16 protein-coding genes and 1 tRNA gene are annotated in these 17,088 nt (G+C 37.3%); all 17 read left to right on the forward strand.

Annotation, left to right across the window (positions count from 1 at the left end; translation table 11 throughout):
• On the forward strand, positions 1 to 759 hold a 759-nt coding region (locus NT145_01910), incomplete at its 5' end, for a prepilin peptidase (protein MCX5781449.1).
• Between the two features lie 100 nt (positions 760 to 859).
• Positions 860 to 1,963 (forward strand): sn-glycerol-3-phosphate ABC transporter ATP-binding protein UgpC, encoded by a 1,104-nt coding sequence (ugpC, locus tag NT145_01915; GenBank protein ID MCX5781450.1) that lies wholly within the window; start codon positions 860 to 862, stop codon positions 1,961 to 1,963.
• Between the two features lie 188 nt (positions 1,964 to 2,151).
• On the forward strand, positions 2,152 to 3,093 hold the full coding sequence (gene miaA, locus NT145_01920; GenBank protein MCX5781451.1) for a tRNA (adenosine(37)-N6)-dimethylallyltransferase MiaA: 942 nt from the start codon (positions 2,152 to 2,154) through the stop codon (positions 3,091 to 3,093).
• 37 nt (positions 3,094 to 3,130) lie between these two features.
• Positions 3,131 to 4,381, forward strand: coding sequence for a GTPase HflX (gene hflX, locus NT145_01925; GenBank protein ID MCX5781452.1), 1,251 nt, complete (start codon positions 3,131 to 3,133; stop codon positions 4,379 to 4,381).
• Position 4,382: 1 nt separating this feature from the next.
• Positions 4,383 to 4,904 carry a CDP-alcohol phosphatidyltransferase family protein gene (locus NT145_01930; protein MCX5781453.1) on the forward strand — a complete coding sequence of 174 codons (522 nt, stop codon included), beginning with the start codon at positions 4,383 to 4,385 and terminating at the stop codon, positions 4,902 to 4,904.
• The gene (der, locus tag NT145_01935; GenBank protein MCX5781454.1) at positions 4,897 to 6,210 is read left to right on the forward strand and encodes a ribosome biogenesis GTPase Der; all 1,314 of its coding nucleotides are present in this window, start codon (positions 4,897 to 4,899) and stop codon (positions 6,208 to 6,210) included. The genes NT145_01930 and der overlap by 8 nt, the downstream gene beginning before the upstream one ends.
• 10 nt (positions 6,211 to 6,220) lie before the next feature.
• Positions 6,221 to 6,811, forward strand: coding sequence for a glycerol-3-phosphate 1-O-acyltransferase PlsY (gene plsY / locus NT145_01940; protein ID MCX5781455.1), 591 nt, complete (start codon positions 6,221 to 6,223; stop codon positions 6,809 to 6,811).
• Between the two features lie 142 nt (positions 6,812 to 6,953).
• On the forward strand, positions 6,954 to 7,976 hold the full coding sequence (locus NT145_01945) for an NAD(P)H-dependent glycerol-3-phosphate dehydrogenase (protein MCX5781456.1): 1,023 nt from the start codon (positions 6,954 to 6,956) through the stop codon (positions 7,974 to 7,976).
• Positions 7,973 to 8,233, forward strand: a complete 261-nt coding sequence (locus NT145_01950; protein MCX5781457.1) for an HU family DNA-binding protein — start codon at positions 7,973 to 7,975, stop codon at positions 8,231 to 8,233. Before NT145_01945 ends, NT145_01950 begins: the two co-directional genes overlap by 4 nt.
• Positions 8,234 to 8,323: 90 nt before the next feature.
• Positions 8,324 to 8,713: a MerR family transcriptional regulator gene (locus NT145_01955; GenBank protein MCX5781458.1), complete on the forward strand. Its 390-nt coding sequence runs from the start codon at positions 8,324 to 8,326 to the stop codon at positions 8,711 to 8,713.
• A 108-nt stretch (positions 8,714 to 8,821) separates the two neighbouring features.
• Positions 8,822 to 8,896: transfer RNA gene (locus NT145_01960), tRNA-OTHER, on the forward strand.
• Between the two features lie 2,048 nt (positions 8,897 to 10,944).
• Positions 10,945 to 11,157 carry a helix-turn-helix transcriptional regulator gene (locus tag NT145_01965; GenBank protein MCX5781459.1) on the forward strand — a complete coding sequence of 71 codons (213 nt, stop codon included), beginning with the start codon at positions 10,945 to 10,947 and terminating at the stop codon, positions 11,155 to 11,157.
• A 99-nt stretch (positions 11,158 to 11,256) separates the two neighbouring features.
• Positions 11,257 to 13,518: a DNA methyltransferase gene (locus NT145_01970; protein MCX5781460.1), complete on the forward strand. Its 2,262-nt coding sequence runs from the start codon at positions 11,257 to 11,259 to the stop codon at positions 13,516 to 13,518.
• Between the two features lie 40 nt (positions 13,519 to 13,558).
• Positions 13,559 to 14,605 carry a hypothetical protein gene (locus tag NT145_01975; GenBank protein MCX5781461.1) on the forward strand — a complete coding sequence of 349 codons (1,047 nt, stop codon included), beginning with the start codon at positions 13,559 to 13,561 and terminating at the stop codon, positions 14,603 to 14,605.
• Between the two features lie 295 nt (positions 14,606 to 14,900).
• Positions 14,901 to 15,503, forward strand: coding sequence for a hypothetical protein (locus NT145_01980; protein ID MCX5781462.1), 603 nt, complete (start codon positions 14,901 to 14,903; stop codon positions 15,501 to 15,503).
• A gap of 4 nt (positions 15,504 to 15,507) precedes the next feature.
• Positions 15,508 to 16,251, forward strand: a complete 744-nt coding sequence (locus NT145_01985) for a hypothetical protein (GenBank protein ID MCX5781463.1) — start codon at positions 15,508 to 15,510, stop codon at positions 16,249 to 16,251.
• 15 nt (positions 16,252 to 16,266) lie between these two features.
• Positions 16,267 to 16,620 (forward strand): hypothetical protein, encoded by a 354-nt coding sequence (locus tag NT145_01990; GenBank protein ID MCX5781464.1) that lies wholly within the window; start codon positions 16,267 to 16,269, stop codon positions 16,618 to 16,620.
• Positions 16,621 to 17,088 lie beyond the last annotated feature (468 nt).

Raw genomic sequence — 17,088 nt, forward strand, 5'->3', positions numbered from 1 at the left:
TTTTTGTTTATTTTTGTTTTAGGATTAGTTGTCGGCAGTTTTATAAATGTATGCATTTACAGAATTCCTAAAGAAGAGTCTCTGATAAAACCGAGGTCCCACTGCAGGAATTGCAATGCCGCAATAAAATGGTATGACAACATCCCCCTGATAAGCTATTTATTATTGAAAGGAAAATGCCGATACTGCAAAAGCAAAATATCGTTAAATTATCCTATCGTTGAGCTTGTCACTGCTTTTTGTTTTGTTCTGGTTGCAAATAAATATTATCAGAATTTAGAAACATTTTTATATCTATATCTCACGTTTGTTCTTATAGCCGTATTTTTTATAGATTATCTTTATCAAATAATTCCGGACTTGTTTTCATATTCACTCATAATAGTAGGTTTGATATTTAGTGTATTTAATCATGATTTGGGGCTTACTTTTCACTCAAGATTATTAAATTCATTTTCCGGCGCAATAACGGGAGGAGCAGTATTATTTTTAATGGGCTATTTTGGAAAAAAGATCTTTAAACAGGATGCTATGGGGTTAGGAGATATTAAATTTTTGGCAGGGATAGGTTCAATATTCGGCTTGTTCAATGTGGTTATTATTTTGTTTTCCGCCGCAATATTGGGAAGCATTTACGGGATTATTCTTATTCTTGTTAAAAAAATAGGAAGGCGCGATTATATCCCGTTTGGTCCTTTTATTTCCGTGGCTGCTTTTATTTGTATTTTTCTTAGACAATCAAACTATTTATTCAAATAGTTTTTAAAATTGACTTTATTAAGCTAAAAAAATATAATAACGAACTTATTATATAAAACAGCTGCCAGCTGGATGGTCCTATTGCAGGGAGGTTATTAGAATGGCTCGCGTGACGATCAAAAACGTATGGAAAAAATTTGGCGATATAGAAGTTGTCAAAGATTTTAATCTTGAAGTAAACGACAGGGAATTTTGTATATTGGTTGGCCCGTCCGGATGCGGAAAAACCACAACATTGCGCATGATTGCCGGGCTTGAAGAAATTACAGACGGAGATATTTTTATCGGGGATGAACGCGTAAATGATCTTCCTCCGAAAAACAGGGATATTGCGATGGTTTTTCAAAATTATGTGCTCTATCCGCATATGACAGTATATGACAATATGGCATTTGGTTTAAAACTAAGAGGCTACAGCAAAAAAGAGAGAGATCAAAGAGTAAAGGAAGCAGCAGAGATTTTAAGCATAGGGCATCTTATGGAACGCCGTCCGAAGCAGTTAAGCGGCGGGCAAAGGCAGCGCGTAGCTTTGGGCCGGGCAATAGTCAGAAAGCCTAAAGTGTTCTTGTTTGACGAGCCTTTATCAAATCTTGACGCAAAACTTCGTGTTCAGATGCGCGCTGAGTTAAAAAAATTGCATGCAAAACTTCAAAGCACAATAATATATGTTACCCATGATCAAACCGAAGCAATGACTATGGGAACAAAAATATGTGTTATGAAAGACGGGGCTATACAGCAAATCAGCGGGCCGATTTCTTTATATGATAATCCGACCAATAAATTTGTTGCCGGCTTTATCGGAAGCCCTCCTATGAATTTTGTTGAAGTTGAAATTATCAAAAAAGATAACGACATTTTCTTAAATGAAGGAATGTTTCAGCTTAAACTTCCTAAACAGTTTCATGAAAAAATAGTATCTTACAGCGGCCAGAAAATGATACTCGGAATGAGGCCGGAAGATATTTATGATAAACTCTTTTATGCGTTAGGGCCGAAAGATGGCAACAGTTACAGCGCAACGGTTGAAGTCGTGGAGCCGCTTGGAAGCGAAATATTTTTAAATTTAAATACCGGGAAAAATGTAATCGTTGCTAAAGTTGATTCGCATAATCAGGCGAAACCGAATCAGGTAATTGAACTGGTGGTCAATTTAAATAAAGCCCACTTATTTGAAATTGAAAGCGGAAAAGCAATAATATAGGATATTTAAAATACAAAATATAAAAGCAAGAGATTTTAGATTCTTGCTTTTTTATTTTATCCCGCACCATAGATATTTTTACTTTTAAGAATAGTGATTGATTTTTTAATAATTCTAGAAAGATACTAGTCCAAAACCTCATATCTTAGCGTATGGTGCGGGGTGAGATAATTTGATAAAATTCTAATATGACTGTCATTGCAATAGTTGGTCCAACGGCTTCAGGAAAAACAGGAGTGGCCGCCGCGCTTTCTAAGAGGGTGGATGGGGAAATAATATCCGCGGATTCCCGGCAAGTATATAAATATCTGGATATCGGCACCAATAAAAGCGGTTTTTGGGACAACGAAAAAAAGATGCGGTTGTTTAAAGATGTCCCTCAGCATCTTACGGACATCATTGAGCCGGATGAAACATTTTCTGCGGGAGATTTTGCCAGGGTAGCATTTGAAAAAATAAAATATCTGCAACAGAATAAAAAAGTGCCGATTATTGCAGGCGGAACGGGCCTTTACCTAAAAGCCTTGATGGACGGGCTTGCGCCTATGCCTGAAAAAAACGAGGAAATAAGAAAAGCTCTCAGAGAGAAACTTGAAAAAAAAGGCATTGAATATCTTTATGACGAATTAAAGAAAATTGACCCTGAGTCTGCTGAGAAGAACAAAGACAATCCTCACCGTCTTATAAGGGCAATAGAAGTGTTTAAGGCTACAGGTGTCCCGATAAGCGAACTGCAGAAAAAAACATCCCCTTCAAAAGAAAAGTTTATTCAATTTGGATTAAATTATCAGCGAGAGATGCTTTATAAAAGAATTAATGAGCGCAGTATTCGCATGTTGAATTCGGGGATGATAGAAGAAACAGAAAAAGTTTTAAGAATGGGCTATTCAAAATCTAGCGAAGCGTTTAAAAGCATCGGGTATAATAGCGTTTTGAAATATCTGGATAAAAAAATTTCAAAAGACAACTTAATAGAGACATTACAGCGCGATACCAGGCACTATGCCAAGAGACAAATGACCTGGTTTAGGAAAGACAAAAGAATAAATTGGATTAATTTGAACGAAAATCAAAGTTCTGACGAAAATATTGCGGATTTAATTTTTAAAACCACGGCTAATTTAGTATAATAGTTGCCTTAAAAAATGAGGTGTGATTTAATCTATTATGGAGAAAGTAATACTGGCAGGTTTGAGGCTTCCCGGGATTAAAAAAGAAGAATTTGAAAATTCTTTATTGGAACTTTCGAGACTTGCCGATACCGCCGGCGCAAAAGTTGAGCAGAAGATAATTCAGAACCGTCCCAAGATGGATCCCGCCTATCTGATCGGAAGCGGTAAAGCGAAGGATATAAAAGAAATTGTTGAAAAAAATGGTATACATACCGTAATTTTTGAAAATGACCTTAAACCCGCTCAGCAAAAAAATCTTGAAGAACTGATAAACGCAAAAATAATTGATAGGACGCGTTTAATACTTGATATATTCGCAAAAAGAGCCCGTTCGCGCGAGGGGATTCTGCAAGTTGAACGGGCCCAGCTGTCATATATTCTTCCGCGTCTCAGTGAAAAAGGTATTATGCTGGACAGCCAGGCAGGAGGAATCGGGACCAGGGGCCCCGGCGAAAGAAAACTTGAAACAGATCAAAGAGTCATTAGGTATAAAATTGCAAATTTAGACCGCCAAATTGAAAAAATAAAAGAAAGAAGATCTGTTTTAAGACAAGGGCGCATTGAATCTGGGCAGCCTCTTATCGCAATAGTCGGATATACAAATTCCGGAAAATCAACTTTATTAAATAAATTAAGTCAAAAACATGATATTTATGCCGATAATAAGCTTTTTGCAACTTTAGATCCCACAACCAGAAAAGTGAAACTTCCGGGCGGAAGATTTGTTTTTTTTACGGATACCGTCGGGTTTATCAATAAACTTCCTCACACTTTGATAGCAGCATTCGCTTCTACATTGGAAGAAACGCAAAAAGCAAATTGCCTTTTGCATATTGTTGATGTAGCGCACCCTGATTATAAAGACCAGATAAAAATAGTAGTAAATGTCTTAAAAGAGCTTGGAGCGGAAGATAGCCCTCTAGTTTGCGCTTATAACAAATGCGACCTTTTGCCGTTGTGGAAGAAGAATAAAAACAGAAAAGGCGATAGTATCCTCATATCGGCAAAAACCGGCGAGGGTATTGAAGAACTGCTTAAAAAAATTGAAAAGATTGTAACGCCAAAACTTTTTTCTCATAGATTTATGCTGCCGTATCGTGACAGCAAGTGTCTTTCGCATATTTATAAATGGGCAGTTATAAAAGAACAGAAATATACTGAAAAGGGAATAAATTTACACATTGAGTGCACTCCAAAATATTGGAAGAAAATATCAAACTTATTGCTTTTGAAGGAAAAAAATTGAAATGACTTTAGCTAACAAAATCACCATTTTAAGGATAATTCTTATTCCTGTCTTTATTGTTCTGTTCATTCAGGGAGCCCACCCCTGGCCGGCAATAATATTTACTTTTACTATTTTGACTGACGCTTTAGACGGTTTTGTGGCTAGATGGAAAAAACAAATTACTCCTTTAGGTTCTTTTCTTGATCCTCTTGGGGATAAACTTTTAATATTTTCTTCATACCTGGTCGCGGCATATTTTAAAATGATACCAACATGGATATTTATCGTAATATTAAGCAGGGACATTATAATTGTGCTTGGATGGTATGTTATTAATCTTATTACCACATCCGTAGAAATAAAACCGCTGCTGTTGGGCAAATTAACTGCTATTTTTCAAATGGGAACAATGTGGCTAATTTTATTAAAGCTGCCGAAAGCCTTGACGGATGTTCTGCTAGTGATAACCGTAATTTTAACCATTATTTCAGGATTAGAGTATATTTATACCGGTAGTAAAAAATTAAACCACAATGCTTGAAAATGTTGTCATTATCGGAAGGCCAAACGTAGGCAAATCAACGATTTTTAACCGGATCATTGGAAGAAGAAAAGCTATTGTTCATCACGCGCCGGGCACAACGCGGGACAGAAATGAAAATCACGTTGAGTGGAAAGATAAGGAGTTTATTTTGACAGATACCGGCGGGTGGGCGCTGCATGATGAGGTTTTTTCAGAATCTGTGAAAAAACAAATGGAGATAGCGCTTCAAAAAGCGGATCTAGTGCTTTTTGTAGTTGACGGGAAAGACGGCCTGCATCCTTTAGATCAAGAGATAAATCACATCTTAAGAAGGATGAACAAGAAATTCCTGCTTGTGGTTAATAAAATTGACAACAAAAAAGATGAACTTAAAGCCTTTGATTTTTTTAAATTGGGTTTGGATGATTTTACTTCTATATCGGCTCAGCACGGCTTAAATATAAATACTTTGCTTGAAAAAATAACTAAAGACTTAAAAGCGGCTCAATTGCCGGATGTTAAGACTCATCAAATTAACATTATTCTTGTCGGGAAACCGAATGTTGGCAAGTCATCGCTTCTTAATGTTCTTTCAAAGGAAGAAAGAAGCATTGTTCATGATAAACCGGGAACGACCAGAGAAGCGTTTGAAACAATAATAGAAAAAGAAAATTCCAGCTATGTAATAATAGATACCCCCGGGCTGCACAGAAAAAGAAAGTTTAAAGACGACCTTGAATATCTTTCAGCTTTGAGCACCCATCATGCAATAGAAAAAGCGGATGTCGCTATTTTAATTACCGATGCGGTTCAGGGGATAGGCGAAACGGAATCAAAAATTGCCCAGCTTATTGTAGAAAAAGGGAAAGCTTGTTTAATTGCCGTAAATAAATGGGATTTGATTGAAGACAAGGAAAATACCTTAAAGATTCTGAAACAACAGGTTGAGCAAAACATGAAGTTTCTCTCCTGGGCGGATATTCTGCTAATCTCGTGTAAAACAGGCCAAAGAACAGAAAAGATATTTGAAAAGGCAGAGGAAATCTATAAAGAATATTCAAAAAGAATTCCTAATGAAAAATTAAGAGAGATTATCAGGATGGCGGAGTCCGAGAAACCTCTTTCTAGAAAAGGGCAGCTGCTGATGATAAGAAACGTTGAACAGCTTGAAGTAAGGCCTCCTATTTTTATGTTCAGTGTAAACAATCCCGAACTGATGCATTTTTCATATAAACGTTTTTTAGAAAATAAATTACGCCACCATTTTGGATTTTTCGGCTCGCCGATAATTTTGAAGTTTCGTATTTCAAAACAACCCAATTAATATTGTTTTTATGATTTATTTTTTTATAATTATTTCATATTTGGCTGGTTCAATACCTTTTGGTTTCATCATCGCTAAACTATACAAAGGAATTGATATTAGGCAGCACGGCTCCGGCAATACCGGTGCAACCAATGTTTTCAGGGTTTTGGGCCCTATGCCGGGTATTATTGCTTTCATGTTTGATTTTCTGAAAGGATATCTGCCCGTATTAATTGCTCAAGTTTATTTTAAAGATTTGAATGCTGTTTATTTATTAGTCATCGGTTTAGCTGCCATATCAGGGCATATTTTCACGCCTTTCTTTGGATTTAAAGGGGGGAAAGGGGTAGCCACGGGCGCAGGAGTATTCTTTGCACTGCTGCCGACAATCACGCTTCTCGGGGCATTAGTTTTCGGTTTGACATTTGCGATTTCGCGATATGTTTCATTAAGTTCATTGTTTGCTGTCATATTTATTGCCGTAATGGTGTGGGTAACTGGCAAGCCTATCAGTTTTTCGCTTTTTGTGACCCTGACAGCTATTTTGGTAATTTACGCTCACAGAGCAAATATAAAGCGCCTTTTAAACGGCACTGAAAACAAATTTAAAAGAAGATAAAATTTCTAGAATCAAATATCAAATATAAGGAATTTATTTAAAACTAAAAATATCTTTAGACAAACTTACTAGACTTTGAATGGCAGTAAAAATTTTGATATTTAATTTTTGATTTTTGGAATTATTCAAAAGGGGAATTAATATGACGAAACGAATTGGTGTCCTGGGGGCAGGTTCCTGGGGAGTGACTATCTCTTCAATGCTTGCTGAAAAAGGTGATGAGGTTGTGCTTTGGGAATTTAACGCTGAACAAGCAAAAGAGCTTGCGTCGCAAAGAAGTTTGAGTTTTTTTCCTGAAGTAATCCTGCCAAAAAACATAATAGTTACGGATGACCTTAAAAAAACGATTGAAAAAAAGGATTTTCTGATTTTTGTTGTTCCTTCACATACTGTGCGCGAGGTTGCTCGTAAAATTTCCGATCTTAATGTGGATTTGTCAGAATCAATTATAATATCCGCCACCAAAGGAATTGAAAACACAACGTTAAAGAGGATGTCTGAAGTAATAAGCGATGAAATTCGCGATATCGGAAATAGAATAGTAGCTCTTTCCGGCCCGTCCCATGCCGAAGAAGTGTGCCAAAAAATTCCTACAACCGTTACGGTCGCATCCATCAATTCTGAAGCAGCAAAACTATGTCAGGAAACTTTGATGTCTCAATATTTTAGAGTATATACAAACCCGGATATTATCGGAGTTGAAACCGGGGGTTCGCTGAAAAATATTTTCGCCATAGCTGCGGGCATTTCCGATGGACTTGGCCTGGGGGATAACACAAAAGCAGCTTTGGTTACAAGAGGTTTACGCGAGCTTATAAAACTTGGTGTAAAGATGGGCGGACAAAAAGATACATATTTTGGCCTTACAGGTTTAGGAGATCTAATTGTGACCTGTTTTTCAAGGCATTCGCGCAACCGCGCGCTAGGTGAAAAGATTGGGAAAGGGAAGACTTTAACTCAGGCCGAAAGAGAACTTATAATGGTTGCCGAGGGCGTTAAAACTACGCAAAGCGCCCACGAGTTGGCAAAAAGCTATGGTTTAGAATTACCAATAATAGAGCAGGTCTATGCGGTTTTATATGAAAACCGTTCTCCTAGGGAAGCTCTTCAGACATTGATGACTCGCGAAGCAAAACCGGAGATGGATTTATATCTTAATATATGAATAAGAAAGATTTAATTGAATCACTCACTCAATTATTTGCAACAAGAAAAGAAGCCAAAGACGCGATTGAAAAAGTTTTTTCTACAATAAGACAAGCTTTAAGGAAAGGCGATAAAGTAATAATTTCCGAATTAGGAACTTTCAGAACTTATATATCTAAAGCCAGGGAGGGCCGAAATCCCAATACCGGGGAAATATTTCAGGTACCTCCCAAAAGAAAAATCCGTTTTCGGCAATCAAAAGATTTGTTTGACTGAAACAGGTTTCATTTTGAACTTGTCAAACTAAATTATATTTAATAAAATGTTTAAGTAATACTTTAAGCTTTGGCAATTTCTGTATAAAAAATGACCACAAATATAGATTTACCTCCGATTCCAGATAAGCAATTTTTCCCAATAGGGGAAGTAAGCCGGATCTTACAGCTTCCTGCTTATGTTTTGCGTTATTGGGAAAGCCAATTTAGAATTTTAAGGCCGATGCGGCGAAATTCCGGCCAGCGAAAATATACCAGGAACGATATAGAAACTATTTTTCAGGTAAAAGACCTGCTTCATAATAAAAAATTTACAATTGCCGGAGCTAAGAAATATTTGTCGGGCGATCGCAGGAAAAAAGATGAAACCGTAACATTAAATGTCAATATGGGTGGAGTTTCTTCCAAGTCAGTCGATACAAGTGTTCTAAAAGAAGTTAAACACGAGCTTGAAGATATTTTGAAAATACTGAAGAAGTGATTAGAAATTAGTGATTAGTAATTAGTGATTGGAAACTCAAAAGGCTTTTCTTGATTTTAGTCTTTATACTAATTACTATTTACTCATTACTAATTACTGTTGTTGAAACGGGGCGTAGCGTAGTTGGTAGCTCACTCCCTTGGGTGGGAGAGGTCGGCGGTTCAAGTCCGCCCGCCCCGACCAGTCTTTACATTTACACCCCAAAGAAGTTGAATTTTTTGACAACGAATTTTTGCGCGAACAAAAAGCCTTGAATTTTGAAATGAAATTGTAAGGTTTTTTAAAGTCAAAAAAGACGGTTTGCGCCCGCAGGAAACGGTTCGTTCCAATTTTTGCCGCGATTTCGCGGATTTTGGCAAAATCATTTGCCGAAACAGCTTTCCCGACGGCGTTTGTCGTGCGGATAAAGTCCCTCAATGGTTCAAGCCAAAACAAACCCTTCTGCCCAAAATCATTCTTCCGCTTCGTAAGCTCAAGTTTCCGCTTAATTAATTCATCTTTCTTTGCTATATAGCTTCCCTTATCTATCAGCTCATCAATGTAGCCTTCAACCAGTTTCGCCAGTTTAATTTCAATTTCGGAAACTTGGGCGTCAATATTTTGGGCGAAGGATTTGGAAGACCTACTTTCTTCTTTATCCCAAACATCAACCTGCTCTAGCATCTTATCTTTCCAGTATTCGCATAAAGCGGTATTTTGAAGCTGGCCCTTTAGCTGTTCAACCAAAAGGTCTTCGCGCAAATATCTCTGCGAGCACGGGTGGCCCGCTTTCTTTGTGCAACGGTAATACCTGTAAGTCCCGCCATTTCCGTGAGCATACTGGGCTGTAATTGCCGAACCGCACTCACCGCATTTAAGCAGGCCCACAAAGGGGAAATCGTGCCGATATTTGCTCTTTCTCGGCTTTGCGCGATCTTTTAAGACCTTTTGAACAGCTTCAAAAACCGCTTTATCAACTATTGGCTCGAACTTTCCTTCATAGGTTTCATTGTTCCTGACAATAAGCCCGATATAAACAGGATTTGTCAGTATTCTGTGAACTGTGGCTTTGCATAAGGGCTTATTGGTACTGCTCACGACGTTCAAAAACGCAAGGCGCTGGCCCAAACTCTCTAAAGTGTGCAATCCTTGGGCAAACTCATCAAAAGCCAGCTTAATGGCTTTAGCCGATGCGGGATCGGGATCAATGTCTCTTGTTTTGGGATTATTCAGATACCCGAACGGCGCAAGATTGGGCCATTCACCGCGCCTAAGTTTTTGCCGAATCCCGCGCTTAACATTTTCGGAAAGGTTGTCAGAGTAATATTTGCTCTGCCCGAAAGCCACCTGAAGCATGAACAGCCCTTGTGGAGTTGGCTCAAACCAGAAAGTGGGGAACCGGAGCGAAACTACCTTTAGAATATCAATCAGATAAATTACCTGCCCGCCATCAACGGAGTTTCGCGCAAGGCGGTCGGGGTGCCAGGCAAGTACGCCAACTGGCTCATCACTTGAATAAATTTTCTGTATCATCTTGTTGAACACTTCCCGGCCGGGCTTCTTGGCGGACTTGCTCTCAATAAATCTTTCGGTTATCTCAATATTTTCTCGCTCGGCGTATTGAGCCAACTCCACAAGCTGTGCCTCAATAGACATAACCTGCCTTTCTTCATCTTCGGTGCTCTTTCGGGCATACAGAAAATACTTTGTTTTCATCTTAAACCTCCTTGAAAGCGGGATTCGGGGGGAAAGTGTTTCGGCAAAACAAAAATTGGAACATAAAATTTCATTTTATCCACTTCTCATGAAGTGGGAACCGTTTCCTGCGGGCGCAAACCGTCTTTTTTGACTTTAAAAAACCTTACAATTTCATTTCAAAATTCAAGGCTTTTTGTTCGCGCAAAAATTCGTTGTCAAATATTTCAAATTCGCAAAAATGCGAATGTAGTTTCTGGTCGAGTCTGTTGAACGAAGCTCGAACCTACTATGAACATAAGCAAGCCGATTGATGACTTCTGACCGGCTTTCCCTTCGCTATCGCTCAGGTGGGCGTCCTCCCGCCTCAGCGGGACTCCATTTAAATTTATTTAGGAAGTCGTCGCCCCGCTCAAAACGATTTATTTTTTTATTCCCGCGCGCAAAAGTCGTTATATTTTCAAGTCGTTGATTGTTCTTTAAAATTTTGTTAAGATTGGGTTGTTGGCTCAAATATGCCACCCTCATAATGCTATCATAATAAGGAAGAAATGTAAATGGACAAAAAAGAACTCACCATCGGCAAAAAAATCCAAAATTGGCGCAAGAAAAAAGGTCTCACGCAGGATGCCTTGGCAAGAAAGGTAGATATGCCTTATACCACCTTGGCAAAAATCGAATCAGATGTCATAAAAGGCCCGTCAATCCATACGGTCGCAAAGATCGCCGAAGGGCTGGGAATCAGTCTTGATGAGTTGATGAGGAAATAAACTAGTCACGGGGAGAGGGAAGAAGTAGAATTGCGTGTTGCCGACTCGTTACTTCAAAAACAGGTCAAAAGCAGTCATATTTGTCAAAGGATGTCCATTATGAAACAAATAAGTATGAAAGAAAAATTGTTTGAAAAGCTAAATTTCAAAAAAATAAAAGATGATCCTAATTTCAAAGAAGATAGTGTAAGAGAAGTAATTGTTTTGCCTATTCTCAAAGAACTTGGATATCAACAAAAAAACATTGTCCGCAGCAAAACACTTCAGCATCCTTTCCTTAAAATTGGAAGCAAGAAAAGGCCAATAAAACTTATTCCTGATTATTGTTTAAAAATTGGGAATAGTATTCCCTGGGTTCTTGATGCCAAATCCCCAGATGAACATATTTTGGATTCCGATCATATTGAGCAAGTATACAGCTATTCTTCGCACCCAGAGATTAGGAGTACGTATTTCGCATTATGTAATGGCATTGAATTTGTTGTTTTCCGTAGAGAATTTACTGATGTTCCCATACTTCAATTCTCAGTTGATGAAATCGATGAAAATTGGGAAAAACTATCAGGTTTACTTTCACTTTATAGTTTTCATTCAGGAAAGAGTGTAAGTTATGATGATATTTTAGAAGTAAAAGAAAGTAAAGAATTTGATTATAGAAATCGCTCTCTTTTGAACGAAATACCCGTTAAAAAACAACAAGCGAAAAGACATTTTGGAGTTCATGGATATTTTACAAAACAAAGTTGGAATGTTGTAGCTGAATACATAAAGAACTATTCCCAACCAGGGGATTTGGTATTAGATCCTTTTGGAGGTAGCGGTGTAACAGCAATTGAAGCAATGATGAATAATAGGAAGACTATTAGCATCGATATAAATCCTATGGCAGTATTTATAGTACAAGCACTTATGACTCCTGTAAAGGAAGTTGAGTTTTCTGATGCTTTTACCCGTGTCAAAAATGGGTATATTGCCAAAGAACCTAAGACAAATGAACAGATAAAGGCTGCTCTTAAAAAATATCAATATCCAAAGGGAGTAATACTACCTAAAGCATCGGATGTTGAAACGATTGAAAAATTATTTAGCGATAAACAACTAGCGCAGCTATCGTTACTGAAGAGCTTGATTCTAAAAGAAGAAAATAAAAATGTTAGAAATACCTTATTGTTAATGTTTTCCGGTTTGCTTACAAAGATAAATCTTACCTATCATTCATCGAGCGTCAGAGGGGACGGAGGTGGGGATGCAGCGGCATTTAGATATTACAGATATAGGATAGCGCCAATGCCGGTAGAAATAGATGTGATGAAATATTTTGAATTACGATATAACAAAGTACTGGATGCTAAGAAAGAAATTGCCTATTTTATTAATGAAAATACAATAAAGAACGCTAAAATAATAAAAGCTTCAGCAACTAATCTTGAATTAATTGATAATGAAAGTGTCGATTATATTTACACCGATCCTCCTTATGGCAGCAAGATACCGTATCTCGATTTATCAGTTATGTGGAATGCGTGGCTTGACCTTGAAGTTACGAAAAACGATTATAATCTCGAAGCTATTGAAGGAGGGGAAAAAAATAAAAGCAAAGACAGCTATAATAAGCTTATCGCTCAAAGTATAAAAGAAATGTATCGGGTTTTAAAATATGATCGATGGTTGTCGTTTGTCTATGCCCATAAAGATCCTGAGTTTTGGCACCTTATTATAGAAACTGCCGAGGGATGTGGGTTTGAATATGTGGGAGCAGTTCCACAAAAAAATGGTCAGACAAGTTTTAAGAAAAGACAACACCCTTTTACCGTTTTATCGGGCCAATTGATTATTAATTTTCGCAAGGTGCGTACCCCCAAAGCTATAATGAAAGCCAATCTTGGAACGGATATTTCTGAAATTGTAATACAAACCATTGAGGGCATTATAGCGAAAAATCATGGCGCCACGTTGGAACAGATAAACGATGAATTGATAATCAAAGGCCTAGAACTCGGATTCTTGGACTTGTTGAAGAAAGAATATTCTGATTTAACCCCAATTTTACGAGAGCACTTTGATTTTAATGAGGAAACAGAAAAATTTACTTTGAAAGAAAATGCGAAATTTAAAACCAAACTTGATGTTCGGCTTCGTATCAGATATTATCTGATAAGTTACTTAAGAAGAAAAGAACGCGAAAAGCATAATCCACATTTTGATGAAATTGTGCTAGCGATTTTGCCTCTTCTTAAAAATGGTAAAACCCCAGAACATCAAACAATACTTAGCGTATTAGAAGTTATTGCCGATAGAGTAGGAAACGACTGCTGGAAGCTAAAATCAGATAAGCAAGGAACCCTCTTCGATTTACCCTAAACGAAGAAGAAATAAAATTGGGGAAAGATTCAGTATCGAAATGAAAATTGAAAGAAATAAAGCGATTAAGCTTATTGATAAAAAGATTTGCGAGTTTCAGAAAGTTATTGATGAGGCAACTTACAATAACCGATACAATGAAGCTTATGAGTTGGCGTACCATGGTGCCGAAAATCTGTTAACAGAACTTTTCTCCAAAGAAGAGGCCATGAAATTTCGGGGTTCTGTAAGCTCTTTAATTACATTTGTTGGTCGTGAGACAAATTATGAAAAAGACCTTGAAGATTATAGGAAGCATATTAATAGATGCATTATCCAATTGAAAGTTTATAAAGAAAGAATAGAAAACTTTTGGCCAAACTCAAGCAATTCTGCTGACAAAATCAATAGTCAATATGTAATAAAAAAATTATTTAAATGGAAAAATCCGTGGTTTAAATATTTTATTATTCCATTAGCTGTCTTAATAATTGGAGCTATAATCACTTCTTTTTTAAAAGAATCAAAGCCAAAAATTCAAACCAAGGGGGATTTTAGCCCCGGGACAGTATCAGGTGGCTACAAGATTGGAGATGTTATTGAAGGAAATAAAATAACCATTGTGGAACCAAATAAGAATAATAGTTTAACGAAAGAAAAAATTGATGCACAGATTAGAAGGGTATTTGAAGATAAGGATCAATGGATGCAAGAAGAGATTATTAAGCTGCCTCAAACTCAGAAAAAGACGTTAGATGAAGATAGTTTTAACAACCCTTATGGCGGAATCCAAGGAAGTTATGTTAAACATCAATTACAGGTTTTGTCTACTTTTATCAAAAACTTAGATAATAAGCTAGTTGAGATGGATAAAGAAATCGAAAATATTGTTATGCCAAGTGATCTAAAACTGAGTTATTTGGACTCGGAATGGATAAAAAACAACAAAAAAGATATTATTTCACAATATCAAAATACAGTAAATAATGAAGTGGATAGATTTGAGAAATCTATTTTTATTGAATCTGTTAAAAAGAATAATAAAAGCTATTCTGCAAGAAACGAGCTTTCAAAAGAGCTGGTTCTCAAATATATAAAATTGGAATGAACGCTTAGATCAAGAAAACAGCAATTTAGCAAATAAGGACAAAAAAAACATAAGAATTGAAAAGATAATGCTTTTATGAACAATTTGTTCAGCCAGGCTGAATAAAGTCAGAGTCAGAGGAAACATTAAAATTGAATTTGTCTTCAAAAATCAGTATAATAAGCTAATGCAATAAGATAAAATTAATTAGATGAGGATTTTTATGAAAGCAAAAGATTTTAAATTATTAACTTTGCAGATATCACTTTTCACGCCCATCATCAAATTTTCAACAGGGAAGGTTTTGGGTCAACTAATGAATTCATTCGCTGATATTTTTAATGGAACACCTACTTCAATCCCTTTACCAAACGTGCCGAAGGACTTTCCCAGTATAATTCTTTCTGATAGCGAAGAAAAAATCAAGATAGAGGTTTCTGAAAGCAGAACGAATATTTACAGATTTAGAAAAGAAAATGAACCAGATTTTGACGAAAAAGCGTTTGTAGATTTATCAATGTCTGTCGTCGAAAAATATATAACTTTTACGAATGCAAGTGTAGGTAGATTGGCTGTTGTTTCGAATAAATTTGTTTCTTCAGACAATCCTGGATTGTTCTTAGCAAAACATTTTTGTAAAGAAAAATGGATAAAAGAGCCTTTTAATCGTCCCGAAAATTTTGAACTCCATGCCCATAAAAAATATACCTTTGATAAATTCAAAGTAAATAGCTGGGTTAGGTGCAAGACTGGCAGCCTAAAAGACGGATCACCGATTATATTAGTATTACAGGATATTAATACATTAGCAGAAGAAATAGAATCGAACAATTTTGTAATGGATGATGTAAAAAAGTTTGTAAACAGCGCAATACTTGAACAAACAAACATATTAGGAAAGTATTTCCCCAAGGAGTAGCGGAATGCCTTTTTTATTAAAGTGTGACAACTCGGTTGCTGCTTTTGACGAATTAAATAGGAATAACGCCATATCAATTATTCCTATACCGAAAGACCATATGTGGAGTTTTATACTCCAAAGAGAAAATCCTTCTAATCCGTTTCAGTCATTGTATAATCAAACAAATGATAAATTTAATCAGAGGATTACCGATTGGAAAGTTGGAAATAGCACATATAAACTAGATCAAGATCGGAAAGAGCAGAAAGAATATCTTTTTTCCCTGCCTGCTACTCTGGAACAAACTACATATAAAGCATTTTCTTCAATAAGAAATGAATCTTCAAGTTGGATTCAAAACTATTCTCAAATAGAATTTGTTTCGCCAACGGTCGAGGCAATGAAACCAATAACGGGTAGGTTAAAAAAAATTGCCTTGCTTCAGAAGGGTTGGGACTCATATAATGCTGAGCCGATTTCTTGGGAAACAGTAATCCGTGCGATTGATTTTTTTACGAAAACACTATTTTGTCTTCAAAATCTAGGGAAAAAGGCTATTCCTATACCATTTATTGCTCCTGTTTCAAGTGGCGGAATTCAAGTTGAATGGTTTACTCTCTATAAAGAATTGGATTTTGAATTACCGGAAGATGAGAAGCTACCAATAGAGTACTTAAAGGTGGATAAGATAAGTGGTGAGCAAGAAGAAAGTCAAGTTACAAATATTGATGACCTGATTGAAATAATATCTGAATGGCTATTATAGGTTAAAAATACAAAGATGAATGCTGAGATTGGAAATGAAGACGATTTATACAGAAGAATTCCGCCTTATCATTATGTGAAAGAAGATGACAGGGTTTCTTCTGCTGCTTTTGCTGCCTTAGAAACTTCTGTTGATTGGTCAAAACGTACTACTCCTGCTAAATCAGTAGCGAATTACCCAGATAATCATTTAGCATCTCTTAAAGCAAAAGTTCCTCGCGACAAAAATTTAGAAGTGAAACATGATCCAATAAAAGATAACGATGCCCACACGCTAATAATTGGGAAGAAAACTCAAGGAATCAGAAAGTATCTTGCAAAAAATTGTTCATTTGTTATAAAAAGAACCACTGGGGAAGGGGGGCAATAAAGCAGACTGGCCCCTGCCCGCCCAACCCGTAGCCCGAATTTGGGCGAGGGAGAAGGGCGACCGAGGGTACTAAACCCCGCATTAGCGGGGTTGGGGGGAAGGGGCTTTACCCAATAAGTCATTTAGTTAATTGGGCAGTCTGCTAGCCATTCGCCAAGTTGACGCCCGAATTACCCCGATTGCTTCTCTTTGCGAAGCAAAGATATCGGGGGATAAAGGGGCGAGGAAGCTTTCGAGCCGCCGGTAATGGAGCAACGAGGCAAATACATTCCCGCCGAGTTGCGGAATGGCGAGCGAGAAGCGACGAGCGAATAAGGGAACGAGGACCCGCCCGTAGCAAATGGGAAGCTTTGCGGAGGGCGGAGTGTATCCGCAGTTTCCCGCACGGCAACGACCCCTAAACGGGGTGGCGATGGATAAGTCGTACGGCTTTGCTGCTGCGAAGCAGCAGAGGGCGGACGAGCCCGA

Source organism: Elusimicrobiota bacterium (assembly GCA_026388075.1).
In the GTDB taxonomy this organism is placed as follows: Bacteria; Elusimicrobiota; Endomicrobiia; order Endomicrobiales; family JAPLKN01; genus JAPLKN01.